The organism is Actinotignum schaalii, from assembly GCF_028864145.1.
Classification (GTDB): Bacteria; Actinomycetota; Actinomycetes; order Actinomycetales; family Actinomycetaceae; genus Actinotignum; species Actinotignum schaalii_B.
Map to the genome: position 1 here is coordinate 14,272 of NZ_JARBHJ010000002.1, position 13,482 is coordinate 27,753.

Annotated in this window: 15 protein-coding genes; 1 reads left to right on the forward strand and 14 read right to left on the reverse strand. The window is 61.1% G+C overall.

All coding sequences use genetic code 11. The features are described from left to right. Positions 1-14: 14 nt before the first annotated feature. Positions 15-1,247 (reverse strand): ATP-grasp domain-containing protein, encoded by a 1,233-nt coding sequence (locus tag PWJ82_RS00680; protein ID WP_126134603.1) that lies wholly within the window; start codon positions 1,245-1,247, stop codon positions 15-17. Positions 1,248-1,346: 99 nt separating this feature from the next. Between PWJ82_RS00680 and PWJ82_RS00685 the strand changes: the two genes are divergently transcribed. Beyond that, complete coding sequence (locus PWJ82_RS00685) at positions 1,347-1,583, forward strand: RNA-binding S4 domain-containing protein (RefSeq protein ID WP_274734871.1); 237 nt, start codon at positions 1,347-1,349, stop codon at positions 1,581-1,583. Here PWJ82_RS00685 and PWJ82_RS00690 read toward each other — a convergent pair. From PWJ82_RS00690 to PWJ82_RS00750, 13 genes are all read right to left on the reverse strand, one after another. Further along, complete coding sequence (locus PWJ82_RS00690) at positions 1,580-2,977, reverse strand: glycine--tRNA ligase (RefSeq protein ID WP_126134605.1); 1,398 nt, start codon at positions 2,975-2,977, stop codon at positions 1,580-1,582. The genes PWJ82_RS00685 and PWJ82_RS00690 overlap by 4 nt on opposite strands. A gap of 45 nt (positions 2,978-3,022) precedes the next feature. Then, positions 3,023-3,547, reverse strand: a complete 525-nt coding sequence (locus PWJ82_RS00695) for a VTT domain-containing protein (RefSeq protein WP_126134606.1) — start codon at positions 3,545-3,547, stop codon at positions 3,023-3,025. A 2-nt stretch (positions 3,548-3,549) separates the two neighbouring features. Next, positions 3,550-3,999 (reverse strand): Fur family transcriptional regulator, encoded by a 450-nt coding sequence (locus PWJ82_RS00700; RefSeq protein WP_126134607.1) that lies wholly within the window; start codon positions 3,997-3,999, stop codon positions 3,550-3,552. Continuing rightward, positions 3,986-4,846 (reverse strand): metal ABC transporter permease, encoded by an 861-nt coding sequence (locus PWJ82_RS00705; protein WP_274734872.1) that lies wholly within the window; start codon positions 4,844-4,846, stop codon positions 3,986-3,988. Before PWJ82_RS00705 ends, PWJ82_RS00700 begins: the two co-directional genes overlap by 14 nt. Then, positions 4,843-5,592, reverse strand: coding sequence for a metal ABC transporter ATP-binding protein (locus PWJ82_RS00710; protein ID WP_274733218.1), 750 nt, complete (start codon positions 5,590-5,592; stop codon positions 4,843-4,845). The genes PWJ82_RS00705 and PWJ82_RS00710 overlap by 4 nt, the downstream gene beginning before the upstream one ends. Continuing rightward, entirely contained in the window at positions 5,583-6,557 is a 975-nt protein-coding gene (locus tag PWJ82_RS00715; RefSeq protein ID WP_274733217.1) for a metal ABC transporter substrate-binding protein, read from the reverse strand. The genes PWJ82_RS00710 and PWJ82_RS00715 overlap by 10 nt, the downstream gene beginning before the upstream one ends. 23 nt (positions 6,558-6,580) lie before the next feature. Further along, complete coding sequence (gene dnaE, locus PWJ82_RS00720) at positions 6,581-10,111, reverse strand: DNA polymerase III subunit alpha (protein WP_274734873.1); 3,531 nt, start codon at positions 10,109-10,111, stop codon at positions 6,581-6,583. 10 nt (positions 10,112-10,121) lie between these two features. Beyond that, a complete protein-coding gene (locus tag PWJ82_RS00725; protein WP_126134611.1) occupies positions 10,122-10,577 on the reverse strand; it encodes a GNAT family N-acetyltransferase in 456 nt (151 codons plus the stop codon). Further along, complete coding sequence (locus PWJ82_RS00730; protein WP_274734874.1) at positions 10,574-11,494, reverse strand: RluA family pseudouridine synthase; 921 nt, start codon at positions 11,492-11,494, stop codon at positions 10,574-10,576. The genes PWJ82_RS00725 and PWJ82_RS00730 overlap by 4 nt, the downstream gene beginning before the upstream one ends. 1 nt (position 11,495) lies before the next feature. Next, positions 11,496-12,098, reverse strand: a complete 603-nt coding sequence (locus PWJ82_RS00735; RefSeq protein ID WP_274733212.1) for a signal peptidase II — start codon at positions 12,096-12,098, stop codon at positions 11,496-11,498. A gap of 5 nt (positions 12,099-12,103) precedes the next feature. Further along, complete coding sequence (locus tag PWJ82_RS00740; protein ID WP_016442554.1) at positions 12,104-12,685, reverse strand: DivIVA domain-containing protein; 582 nt, start codon at positions 12,683-12,685, stop codon at positions 12,104-12,106. A 96-nt stretch (positions 12,686-12,781) separates the two neighbouring features. Further along, entirely contained in the window at positions 12,782-13,075 is a 294-nt protein-coding gene (locus PWJ82_RS00745) for a YggT family protein (RefSeq protein WP_126134614.1), read from the reverse strand. After that, a complete protein-coding gene (locus PWJ82_RS00750) occupies positions 13,075-13,482 on the reverse strand; it encodes a cell division protein SepF (protein WP_274733209.1) in 408 nt (135 codons plus the stop codon). The genes PWJ82_RS00745 and PWJ82_RS00750 overlap by 1 nt, the downstream gene beginning before the upstream one ends.

A 13,482-nucleotide genomic window follows, 5' to 3' on the forward strand; every position in this document is an offset into this window, starting at 1 on the left:
CCTTGAGCTTAGCCTTAGAATCCAGATTCGGTGGGATGCGGGTAGAAGCGCCGCATTTTCTGCACCGCACGAATATCGGAAAGCATCCGGAAAATAGCGCGTTTCAGGTGGCGGTCCTTGCTATAGGCAATCGGATTGACCACCGGGCCACGCCGGCGCACTCGCCGCACCTGCGCAGCCAGCTGCGGATCGCGCACGTAGTTCCGGCCCGCCAGCCACGCGGGAATAATCGCGAAAATACCGGCGCGGTTAACCCGTTGGAGGGGCGCGGTTTCCCCGGCGATATCCGCCACCAGGGCGCGCGCCAGATTCACCCCGCCCACCTTAAGGTAGTAGTGCCCGCGCCCGGCCCGCGGGTTGAGATCCAGCCAGTAGGCCCGGCCGGTGCGCGGATCTATTTTCACGTCCATGGAGAAGAAGCCCCGCAGGCCAACCTCCCGCACGATCCGTTCGGCCCGGTCGGTGAGGAAACCATCCGGATCCGTGAGGATAATCCCAGCATTGCCGATAAGAGAAGGCTCATGCAGTCCCAGTAATACCCGCCCCGAGCCAATCGCGCTGAGGTGCCCGCGTGAATCAATATAGCCATTGACAACCCACTGGGTGGTGTCATCCCCCGGAATAAGCTCTTGGGCGATGAGGTCAATACCAACCTGGCGGCCGGCAAGCATGGCAAATTTCGCGCGGGCTGCGGCGGCGTCGTCGAATACCTCCACCTTTTTCAGACCCGTGGCGTACAGCGAGGTGGGGTTATCCGCGCGCGCGGGTTTCACCACAATGGGGAACGGCAGCGCGGCGAGGGCCGCGTCCCAGGTTTCGGGTCGGGATAAATGGACGACGGCGCGCCGCGGGGCCGCCTCCCCCACCTTTTCGTATACCTGCGCCATCGCCTCTTTCGAATTTGCCAGGTCCACGACCTCCGGGGCGGCGAAAGGGAAGAACCAATTCGACGCCAAACGGTGCCGGTTACGCACAATAACGTCCACACCCTCGTCAACGTTAACGAGGCAGATGAGGGTACGATCCGCGAACTCCGCGGCCAGGGAGTTAAGCAAGGCCACGAATTTTTCTTCGTCCTCCATAATGCGGCGTTCGCAGTACCGCACCGAGAGAATCGAGGAGTTATTAATATGCCCGCGCGGGTATTCGGCAACGACGAGCGAATTCACCCCGTAGGTTTCGTGGAAAAGCCGCGCAAAACTATAGGCTTCCACCTCATTACCGAAGATCACCGGCAGTGCATCCATACGTGTTCTCCCTCCGCGCCCCGCCGCGGGCACGATCATTATGCTAGCAGCGCCGCGCTAAAGTAGAAGCCAGCACTCCGCCCACGTGAAAGGACCGTCATGACCGACACCCCTATCCCCAGCATCGAGGTTCGTTTGCCGATTAAACTCGGCCAGTTCGTGAAATTAGCATCGTTGGCGGCTTCGGGCGCCGAGGCCCGCGAGCTTATCGAAGCGGGCGATATTAGCGTGAACGGTCGGGTAGAAACCCGCCGCGGCAGCGCGCTGGCGGAGGGCGATGTGATTGCCCTCGCCCAGCCGCGCGGCGCGCTGCGCGTACGAGTGACAAGCCTCTAGCAGCCCACCAGTTTCTGGGCCAGGAAGCCCTCCACCTTCTCTAGCGGGATACGGACCTGCTCCATGGTGTCGCGGTCGCGTACCGTGACCGCCTGATCTTCGAGAGTATCGAAGTCCACGGTCACGCAGTACGGGGTGCCAATTTCATCCTGGCGGCGGTAGCGGCGCCCGACCGCTCCTGCGTCGTCGAAATCAACATTCCACGAGGCCCGCAAGCGCGCGGCAAGATCCGCCGCCAAGGGGGTGAGCTTCTCATTGCGCGAGAGCGGGAGCACCGCGGCCTTGACGGGTGCCAGGCGCGGATCCAAGCGCAGCACGGTGCGCTTATCCACCCCGCCCTTGGTATTAGGCGCCTCATCTTCCACGTAAGCATCCACGAGGAAAGCCATAAGCGAACGGGTCAGCCCGGCGGAGGGCTCAATCACGTAAGGAACATAGCGTTCCCCGCTGGCCTGGTCGAAGTAGGACAAATCCTTACCCGAATGCTTCATATGGGTGGTGAGGTCAAAATCGGTACGGTTGGCGATGCCTTCCAGCTCGCCCCAATCCGATCCCTGGAACCCGAATTTGTATTCGATATCCACGGTGCGCTTGGAGTAATGGGAGAGCTTTTCCTGGGGGTGTTCGTACAGGCGCAGGTGCTCCGGGTTAATCCCCAGGTCCTTGTACCAATCTAGGCGCTGGTCAATCCAGTACTGGTGCCATTCTTCATCCTCCCCGGGCTTGACGAAGAACTCCAGTTCCATCTGCTCAAATTCACGGGTGCGGAAAATGAAGTTTCCGGGGGTGATTTCATTGCGGAAAGACTTGCCGATCTGGCCGATGCCGAACGGTGGCTTCTTGCGCGAGGTAGTTTGTACATTCGCGAAATTGACGAAAATACCCTGGGCGGTTTCCGGGCGCAGGTAGTGCAGGCCGGATTCGTCTTCCACCGGGCCGAGGGTGGTTTTCAGCATCATGTTAAAATCGCGCGGCTCGGTCCATTGGCCCTTCACCCCGCAATGCGGGCAGCCCAGCTCCGCGGTGGTAATGGAATCCGGGTCGTCAATATGCTTCTTCGCAGCCTGGGCTTCCTGGAGCTGGTCCATGCGCAGGCGCTTGTGACAGTTGAGGCATTCGATGAGCGGATCGTTGAACACCCCGACGTGCCCGGATGCCACCCACACTTCCCGCGGCAAAATAATGGAGGAGTCAATGCCGACAACGTTATCGCGACTTTGCACCATGTAACGCCACCACTGGCGCTTAATATTTTCTTTCAGCTCGGTTCCCAGCGGGCCGTAATCCCAGGCCGAGCGGGTGCCGCCGTAAATTTCCCCGGCGGGGAACACGAAACCGCGGCGCTTGGCCAAAGAAATAACGTTATCGAGACGGGAGGGAGCAGGCTTAGCCAACGTTGTTCCTTTCTATTGCGCGCATCCGGATGATGCGTGGCCCGTCTAGTCTACCGCCGCGCCCGTTTCCGCGCGGTCCCGGCCGGTGCGGAAAACGAAAAGGAAATATGCGACGACGACGCCCAGCACCACCACTGCGGCTATCCCCCACGGGTTACCGAAAATAGCTGCCCATACCGCTCGCAAGGCGAGCATACCCACCGTGGAGTAGATCGCCGCCCACCCCAGCCAGCCGGGAAGCGCAGCCAAGGTGAAACGCCAGCCGCTCATACGGGTGAGCCCGGCGCCGATGAGGATGACGGTTTGCACGCCGATGGTGAAGAAGCAGAGAGTGACGAGGGGCCAGCCGCGGCGCGCCACCCGTGCCGAGGCCGCGATAACGCGTTCGTCATGCGCCCAGGCCCAGGCGCGGTGGGCGAGGCGATTGCGCGGTTCACGCTGGCGCGCCACCAGGTAAGCGGCATAGCGGCCCAACCAGAAGGTGGCGCTGGAGCGCAAGGAAACCACGAGGAAAAGGAAAAGATAGACGAAGGCAAAGGAACGCCCGGCCAGGAACGCAAAAGAATCCATGCTCAGCGACCCGCGCTTTCTCCGGTGCGGCTCGTTCCCTGCCCACCCCGCCCGGTTGTTTGCCCGGCGCAATCGGAGCAGACCCCAATGAGTTCAAGGGTGTGGTCCACATCCGAGAAACCGTTGGCGGTGGCAATGGAACGCACCCAATCTTCGGCACCTTCGAGTGCGATTTCCACGGTTTTGCCGCAGCGCCGGCACATGAGATGGTGGTGGTGTTCTTCGGTTTCACAATAGCGGTAGAGAGTTTCGGTCCCCTCCTGCATGGTATCGAGAATCCCCTCCTCCGCCATGGCCTGCAAGGTGCGATACACGGTGGCGAGCCCGATGCGCCGGCCCTCCCGAGAAAGCTTTTCGTGGAGCTCCTGGGCAGAAACAAATTCCGGGATCGTTTCCACCATCTTCGAAATGGCGATCCGCTGGGCAGTTACCCGCGGTTTAGACGCGTTCATGAACCCTCCTGTGATTGCGCCGTACCAGCGTAGATACCATTGCCACGGCCGCGTACCCGGCAATGAGAATCACCGCGATCATAGCCCCCGGAGAGGCAGAAACATAGCGGGTAATGACCAATCCGACAAGTGCGGCTCCGCATCCGAGCCCCATGGCCAGGCGCTGGGTATGCGCCAGGGAGGAGCACACCAGCTGGGCGGTGGCCACCGGGACGATCATCATGGCCGACACCAGCAGAATGCCCACCACCCGCATGGACACCGCGACCGTGAGCGCTGCCGTGACCGCGATGAGGATATTAAAGGCCCGCACCGGCAGTCCCGAGGCACGCGCGAAGTCTTCGTCGTTCGTCACGGAGAAAAGCGGGCCGCGCAGCCCGATACCCACCGCGAGGATAACCACGGTGAGGGCCACGGTGTACCACACGTCCTGCCCCGTGACCGTGGTAACTGAGCCGAAGAGGTAGTAGTTGAGGTTCGCCGTCGTGCCACCCGCAAGGGAAATGAGCAGCACCCCGCAGGCAATACCCCCGTAGAACATAATCGCGAGCGCGGTATCCCCCGAGGTGATTCCCGCGGACCGCACCCATTCGATAATGAGGGCGCCGAGCACCGCGATAACGAGGGCACCGGGCACCGCGAAACGTTCGGGTTGGCCGTGCAACCACGTGCCGGTGAGCCAGCCGAGGGCCACCCCGGTGAGAGCCACGTGCCCGATACCGTCGCCCATGAGGGCCATGCCGCGTTGGACGAGGTAGCTGCCCACCACCGGCGCCGCCAACCCCACGAGTACCGCTACCAGCAGGGAACGCATCATGAGGGGCGAGGAAAGAATATCTGCGATCATTGCACCACTCCCCCGTGAACGTAGCCATCTGATACCTGGATATCGCGGTGCACCAGGTGAGCGAGTTCCCCGCGTTCGTGGAGCACCATCACGAGGGTGAGCCCCGCGCCGTGCAGGCGGGTGAGGATATCGGCCAGATCGGCGCGGGCGCGGGCATCGATCCCGGCCAGCGGTTCGTCAAGCACCAGTAGATCGGGGCGGCGCACCAGCGCGCGGGCGATCATGACGCGGTGCTGCTGGCCGCCGGAAAAGACCCGTACCGGATCCTGGGCGCGATCTTCCAGTCCCACCGCCGCGAGGGCGTCATAGGCTGCGGCGCGGGCCGCTTTCCCCTTATCCGCGAAAAGGTGACGCCCGGATAGTAAGCCGGAGCGCACAACTTCCAGCGCGGTGGCGGGCAGGTTCCCGGCGTGCACCATCGACTGGGGCACGTAGCCCACCCGGTGCCAGGGCACCTGGCGCGGGCGCGCGGTATCCGCCCCGAAAATTTGCGCGGTTCCGGTGTGGGCAACGACGCCGAGAAGCCCCTTGACGAGGGTGGATTTACCCGAGCCATTGGGCCCGAAGATCCCCACCGATTCCCCGGCCGCGATCTCCAGGTGGGCCGAATGCACGATCTCGCGCCCGCCCAGGGTAATACACAGGTCGCGGGCAAGGAGGGCCGGGGGAAGCGTAGGCTGCGCCGGGGCCTGGCCCGCAACGGATATCGCGCCCGTGCCGGGTGCCGGGGACGGACTTACTGGCACTGCAATCCCTCACGCAGGTGGGCGAGGTTGGTATCCATAATGCTCAGGTAACCTGCGCCATCCGGATCGGATTCCGCGGTGCTCAGCGAGGAGAGTTGCGCGCCGGTTTCCGCGGCGATGGCCTCGGCGGTTTTCGCGGGGCTATTTACTTCCGCGAAGATGGTGCGGGTCCCGGTTTCCGCCATAATGCGTTTCACTTCGGAAATATCGAGCGGGGAGGGATCCTGATCCGGGTCAATCCCCGAGATTCCCACCTGGACGAGGTTATAACGGTCCGTGAGGTAACCGAAAGCCGCGTGGGAGGACACCACGGTAGTAGTAGCGCACTGGGCGAGACCCGTGGAATAGCGCGAATTGAGATCGGATAGCTCGTTCTTGAGGCGCGCGAAATTTGCCTCGAAATCAGCGCGATGCTCCGGGTCCATGGAGGAAAGCGACGCCGTGATGGCTTCGCCTACGTCCCGCATCCGCACCGGATCAAGCCAAAAATGCGGATCCAGAACGCGCCCGGCTTCGGTAGCTTCATCCCCGTGATTATCGGCTAGACCGCGGTGGTGAACCAGCTTGGCGGCATCGGCCAGATTGACAGCGTTACCACCCCCAATGGTGGAAATCGCCGCATCGAGGGAGGGCTGGAATCCGGCGACGTAGAAGATGACGTCCGTGGCTTCCAGTTCCGCGACCTGCTTCGGGGAGAACTCGTAGTCATGGGGTTCCACATTGGTGGGGGTGGCGGAGGTGACCTCCACGTAATCCCCGCCGATCTGTTCAGCGAGCCACCGGATCGGGGTGAACGATGCCGTCACACCAATGCGCGCGGTATCCGCGCTCGGTGCAGCTGCGGAGCTTGCGGCGCTATCCGCGGGCGAGGTGGAGGATGGCTGGCAGCCGGCCAGCAGCGCGGTGGATCCCAGCAGCGCTGTGCATCCGAGCAGCGCCACCATACGAGTCAAAGTTTTCTTCACCCGGCCAGTCTACCCAACGCGAACTAGACCAAGCAGTTACGCCCGAGGAGCACCTTGAGATCGGAGAAGAAACGCGCTTCGGGTTTAACATAAAATTCTTGGCCCACCTGCACCACCGAGGTGCGGCCGGGGCGCTGGATATGGAGCCGCACCGGGGCACTCCCCGGGTAGAGCTGCAGCAACTCGCTGAGCTGCCCGAGCAGATCGCGGGTGCACATGCGCTCCGCCAGCTGAACGTCCACGGGCGAATCCGGGAGCAGGTCACCGCTGGGAATTTTCATATCCTGTGCGGAGAGCTGAATATTGCCATCACGATCCGAGACGCGCGCGGTAATAATGGCTACCTGATCCGGGGCGAGCAGCCCGGCCACGGTCTGGTAGGTGGCCGGGAAGAAGTTGATCTCCGTACTGCCCGTCATATCCTCCAGAACAATCGTCGCCCACATCTTCCCGTTTTTCTTGGAGATGCGCGGCTGGACAGCTGTCACGAGTCCGGCCAAGGTCACAGTCCGCCCGTCCGTTGCGGCGTCGTCGTCCAAAAGACGCACCACCGTGGTATCGGCCGCGCGATCCAAAATATGTTCCATGCCGGAGAGCGGGTGGTCGGAAACATACAGGCCGAGCATATCGCGCTCGAGGTTGAGCTTTTCGCGTTTATCCCATTCGGGCAGCTCGGGGATATCGACCTCCACCCCGCCGGCGATTTCCGAACCGCCGAACAAATCGAACTGCCCCACCGCTTCATTCTTCTTCAGGGCGACGACGGCATCCACCGCTTCCGCGACTTTGGAGAGCAAGGCGCGGCGGGTATAGCCCATGGAATCGAAAGCCCCGGCGCGCACGAGGCATTCCACGCTGCGCTTATTGAGGACCTCGAGAGGAACCTTATCGAGGAAGTCCTGGAAAGAAGTGAAGGCACCCTTTTCTTCGCGGGCGCTAATAATGCCGTCCACGACTTTCGCGCCCACGTTGCGCACCGCGGACAGCCCAAAGCGGATCTCCTCCCCCACGGCGGAGAAATTCGCCAGGGATTCGTTCACATCGGGGACGAGCACCCGGATGCCCATGCGACGGGCTTCCCCGAGGTAGACCGCCATTTTGTCTTTATTGTCTTTGCGGGAGGTGAGGAGGGCCGCCATGTATTCCACCGGGTAGTGGGCTTTCAGGTAGGCCGTCCAGTAGGAGATCACGCCGTAGCAGGCCGAATGGGACTTATTGAACGCGTAGGACGCGAAGGGCTCCATGGTGCCCCACAGGGTTTTCACCGCGTCCTTGCTAAAGCCCTGGGCCACCATCCCGGCTTCGAAATCGACGTACATCTTATCCATGACGTCTTTTTTCTTCTTACCCATGGCTTTACGCAGTGAATCTGCCTGGCCCATGGTGAAACCGGCCACCGTCCGGGCGATCTGCATGATCTGTTCCTGGTAGACGATCAGGCCGTAGGTGGGGGCCAGAATCGGCTCGAGGATCTCCTCCAGTTCGGGATGGATTGCCTCGATTTTCTGCAGGCCGTTCTTGCGCAGCGCGTAATTGGTATGGGAGTTCATCCCCATGGGGCCGGGGCGGTAGAGCGCGGACACCGCGGAAATGTCCTCGAAGTTGGTGGGTTTCATCTGCTTGAGCAGCGTGCGCATCCCCGAACCATCCAGCTGGAAAATACCGAGGGTATCTGCATGCTGGAGCAGCTCGAAGGTGCGCTCATCATCGAGGGGAACATTATCGATATCGAGCGGCTCTTTATTATTCGCCACGATATTTTCCAGGGCGTCCTCAATCGTGGTGAGATTGGACAGCCCTAGGAAGTCCATTTTGAGGATGCCAAGGTCCTCGCATTCGGGGTATTCGAATTGGGTGATGACCGCACCGTCAGCCGGACGTTTCATCACCGGGATAACATCGGTGAGCGGGACCGAGGACATAAGGATGGCGCAGGCGTGCACACCCCACTGGCGGGTGAGCCCTTCGATGCCTTGGGCCAGGTCGAAAACACGTTTGGCATCCACATCGGTGGAGACCATATCGCGGAATTCCCCGGCTTCCATATAGCGGGAATTCTTTTCATCAAAAACGCCGGAGAGCGGGATGTCTTTGCCCATGACCGAGGGCGGGAGGGCCTTGGTGAGGCGTTCGCCCATCTCGAAGGGGTAACCGAGCACCCGGGAGGCGTCCTTGAGGGCCTGCTTCGTTTTAATGGTGCCGAAGGTGACCACCTGGGAGACTTTGTCATGCCCGTATTTATCTTCAACGTACGCGATGACTTCCCCGCGGCGCCGTTCATCGAAATCCACGTCAATATCAGGCATAGATACGCGTTCCGGGTTGAGGAAACGTTCGAAGAGGAGGCCGTGTTCGATGGGATCCAATTCGGTGATATGCAGCGCGTAGGCCACCATGGAACCGGCCCCGGAGCCACGCCCCGGGCCCACCCGGATGCCATTGCGTTTGGCCCACAGAATGTAATCGGACACCACGAGGAAGTAGCCGGGGAAGCCCATCTGGACGATGACCTCCACCTCGTAATTGGCGCGCTGGCGCACATGATCGGGAATATGCTCCCCATAGCGCGAATGCAAGCCGCGTTCCACTTCTTTAATGAACCAGGAGGTGATGTCCTCCCCTGCGGGAACCGGGAATACCGGCATGTAATTAGCGCCTTCGGCGGCGGTGGTGAAGGAGATATTGCAGCGTTCGGCCACCAGCAGGGTGTTTTCCATGGCTCCGGGTAGGTCCCCGAAGAGACGGTACATTTCTTCGGTGGAACGCAGGTGGTAGCCGTGGCCATCGAATTTGAAACGGTTGGGATCCTGGAGGGTGGAACCGGAGTTAATGCAGAGCATGGCATCCTGGACGGAATGATCCTCCGCGCGCACATAATGCGAATCATTGGTGGCCAGCAGCGGCGCATTGATTTTCTTAGCGAGATCCAGCAGATCATTGCGGGTGCGCCGCTCGATTTCATTATCGTGGTCCATGATTTCCACGAAATAGTTTTCTTTACCGAAGATCTCCTGCATCCGCCCGGCGGCTTCCAGAGCTTCGGCGTGCTGCCCCAGCCGCAGCCGGGTTTGCACCTCCCCGGAGGGGCAACCGGCGGTGCCGATGAGACCTTCGTGCAGCTCCTCGAGAAGCTCGATATCCATGCGGGGCCATTTGCCCATCTGGCCTTCCAGCGAGGCGCGCGAATCAAGCCGGAAAAGGTTATGCATCCCGGTGTTATTGATGGCCAGCAGCGTCATATGGGTATAGGCTCCGCGCGCGGACACATCGTCGCTGCGCTGCGATTCATCCCCCCACAGCACCCGGTTGCTGGAGTAGCGCGAGGTACCCGGAGTCATATATGCTTCCACCCCGATAATCGGCTTGATACCCGCGTCCTTACAGGCCCGGTAAAACTCATAGGCGCCGAAGCAGTAGCCGTGATCGGTAATGGCCAGCGCACTTTGATGTTGGGCAACGGCCTGCGCTACCAACGGCTTGATTTTCGCGGCCCCGTCCAGCAGGGAGTATTCGGTATGGGTGTGGAGGTGAACGAAATCTGAGGGAGCGGTCATGGGGCCTAGTCTATCCAGCGCTCACTATCCGCGCCATTTCCCGGTGCCAGATGCGCGCGTCCAGGAAGGGTTCGCGGGCGGTGAGTTCGTAGCCGAGGGCCCGGTAGAAGCCGATTTTGTCCTCTTGAGCATCGAGGACAATGCGCACCTGCCCGGCGTGTCCGAATTCGCGCAGCGCGATCTGGGCCGCGGCCTCACAGGCGACACGGCCCACGCCCAGCCCGCGGGCGCAGTGGCGTACGCACACCCGCCCCAGGTGTACAACGCCCTCATCGGTTGCGTATACCCGCGCGGTTCCGAGTGCTTCACCCGCTGTGTTTTCGACGACGACGTGGTGGGCGCGTTCGTCTATATCGTCAAGTTCTTCTTCCAGCAGCACGCCCTGCTCCCCGCAAAAGACTTCGATGCGGAGGGCGCGCGCCCGCTCCAGATCTCCCTCGCGGCAACGTAGCTGCGCCGTCGTCATGAAAAAACTCCCGCTCGCATACGTTCGAGCGCGGTGGCGAGATCCGCCGGGTAGGGAGCCTCGAATTCGCGCCAGCTGCCGTCCGGGTGTTCGAAGCCGAGATGGGTGGCGTGCAGCCACTGGCGGGTCAGACCGAGCGTTTCGCTCAGCCCCGGATCGGCCCCGTAGGTGGCATCGCCCACGCAGGGGTGGCCGAGGGCCGACATATGCACCCGAATCTGGTGGGTGCGTCCCGTTTCCAGGTGAACCTGGAGGAGGCTACCTCCGGCCATTGCTTCGAGGGTGTCATAGTGCGTGACGGAATGGCGCCCATCCGCGCGCACCCCCATTTTCCACTGGTGGCGCGGATCGCGCCCGATAGGGGCATCTACGGTACCGGAAAGCGGGTCGGGATGCCCTTGGACGAGGGCATGATAGATTTTTTCGGGAACGCGCTGACGGAACTCATCCTTGAGCAGCACGTAGGCGCGTTCGGATTTGGCCACCACCATACACCCGGAGGTTCCCACATCTAAGCGATGCACAATCCCCTTGCGTTCGGCCGGGCCGTAGGCGGAGAGTTGCACCCCGGCGTTCATAAGAGCGCCCAGGACGTCCGGGCCGGTGAAGTTGAGGGAAGGGTGGGCGGCCAGACCTGCCGGTTTATCCACCACCACGAGATCCCCATCCTCGTAGAGGATAGGGATGGTGACATCTCCCCCGCGCGGGGCAACGGTGCGCGGGGTTGGGATATTGATTTCTAGAATGCTCTGCGCGCGCAGCCGAACTGATTTCGCCACCGGGTTACCGTCCAGGAGCACGTCCCCGGTATCGATCAGGCGCTGTACTTCGGCGCGCGAAAGGCCGGTGAGACGCGCGATAGCGGCATCGATGCGTACGTCGTTGAATTCTTCCGTGACCGGATAGGTCCGCCACATGCTAGTCGCCTCGCTCGGGGCTGCCCGGTGCGGGCACAGAATCTGATGGACGCACCGCATCTGCCGACCGGGAAACTGGAAGTGCTCCGGTATCCGCAGTGGCGCCAGAATCCGCTGATTCCGAAGCTGCGCCGTCGTTCATCAAGAATGCTACAGCGATCATAATCACGGCCCCGGCCACCAGCGCAATATCGGCCACGTTCCCTACGAACCAGTCGAAGTAGGCGATGAAATCGACCACGTGCCCGGCGAAACCGCCCGGTTCGAAGAAGATACGGTCGATGAGGTTACCGGCCGCGCCACCCCACATGAGGGCAAGACCGACACCAATCCACCGGTGACGTACCCGCGCCGCGAGGGCGGGGAAAACCGCAAGCACCACAACCAGCGCGATGACGGTGATAACGCGGGTGGAATTTGCCCCCAGAGAGAATGCTGCACCCGGGTTAAAGACCAGGTTCAGCCCGAGGGCATCCCCCACAATGGCGATACGCTCCGTTTGGCTGAGGTTAGCGATGGCCCACTGCTTCGTGAGTTGGTCGATGGCCACAACGGCCAGCGCCCCCACGAGGATGAGGAACCACGAGGTGCTTCGCCTCACCATACGCACTAGTTACGAGCTTCGGGTTCCTGCGCGCCAGAATCGACGTTGGCGAGCAGCGTCTCGAGGTAGCTGTGCAGGCGCGTGCGGTAATCGCGCTCGAAGTCACGCAGCTCGGAGATCTTACGCTCCACCAAACCGCGTTCCTGCTCCAGCTGGGCCAGGGTGCGGTTGGACTGAGCTTCGGCATCCTCGATGATCTTGGCGCTGCGGGTTTCCGCATCCTGGATCTTCTGAGCTTTCTCAGTTTCACCGCGGGCCACGAGTTCTTCGTAGGTCTGCTGTGCCATCTGGAGCACGGCAGCCGCCTGTTCCCCAACGGTACCGGTGGGCTGAGCGAAGGACGCGGTGGTTGTGGCCTGGTCCGGCGCTGCGGGTTCTTCACCCGAACCGTTCTGGAGTTCGGTCACGCGCGCTTCGGCGACGGTGGCGCGATTCTCCGCTTCCTGGAGCTGCTTCGACAGATCGACGATGGTTTCGTAGATCGCGTCAAGGAATTCGTCGACCTGTACCTCGTCGTAACCGGTCTCCGCGGTTTCCGGGCGCTTAAAGCGGACATCCATGACATCCTGTGCCGTGAGCATTGCCATTTCTCACCTCAAGTAGTGTAACGAAACTGTGTTAAGAGCACGTGACTGTGTTATGAGCACACGGCTCTCGGATAAAGCCTACCTCATCTGGGCGAACTACGAGACAAAGATACGTAAAATTATCCCGTTGAGGATTTGAAGCACGATAAAAACAACGATGAAACCGATGTCAATCGCAATACCTCCGAGCCGCAAGGGCGGGATAATTTTGCGCACCAGATTAAGAATCGGGTCCGTCAGCGCGTAGACAATATTAACGATAACGAGAAGGGCGCCACTGGGGCGCCAATCACGCGCCGCAATGGTTACTAGATCAATAATCACCCGCGCGAGCAGCACCAAAAGATAGATGCTGATGAGGGTGGAAAGGATAATTCCAACTACTGCCATTAGAACGAATCGCGCGACTCCGGGCGCTGGTTTTCCATGCGAACGGTACGCGGGGTCATGAGCAGGACATCTGCGGAAATCTTATTGAGATCCCCGTGCAGCCCGAAGCAGATCCCGGTGGCGAAGTCAACAATGCGATTACGCGCAATATCGTCGGCTTCGGCCAGGTTGATAATGACGGGCAGGCCGTCACGGAACTGTTCCGCGAAGCCCCGCACCTCCGTGAAGGAACGCGGTTTCGCGGTGATGATCCGGGCGATATCCACGGGCTGCTCCACAGCGTGAATTTCGCTGACGGGGCTTTCCGATTCCGCCTCGTAATCATCTTCGTAGTAATCGGCGTCGTCCTGGTAATCCAGGTACTCGTCGTCGTTAAGCGTTGCCTTAGAGACAAAACGCTGGAACAT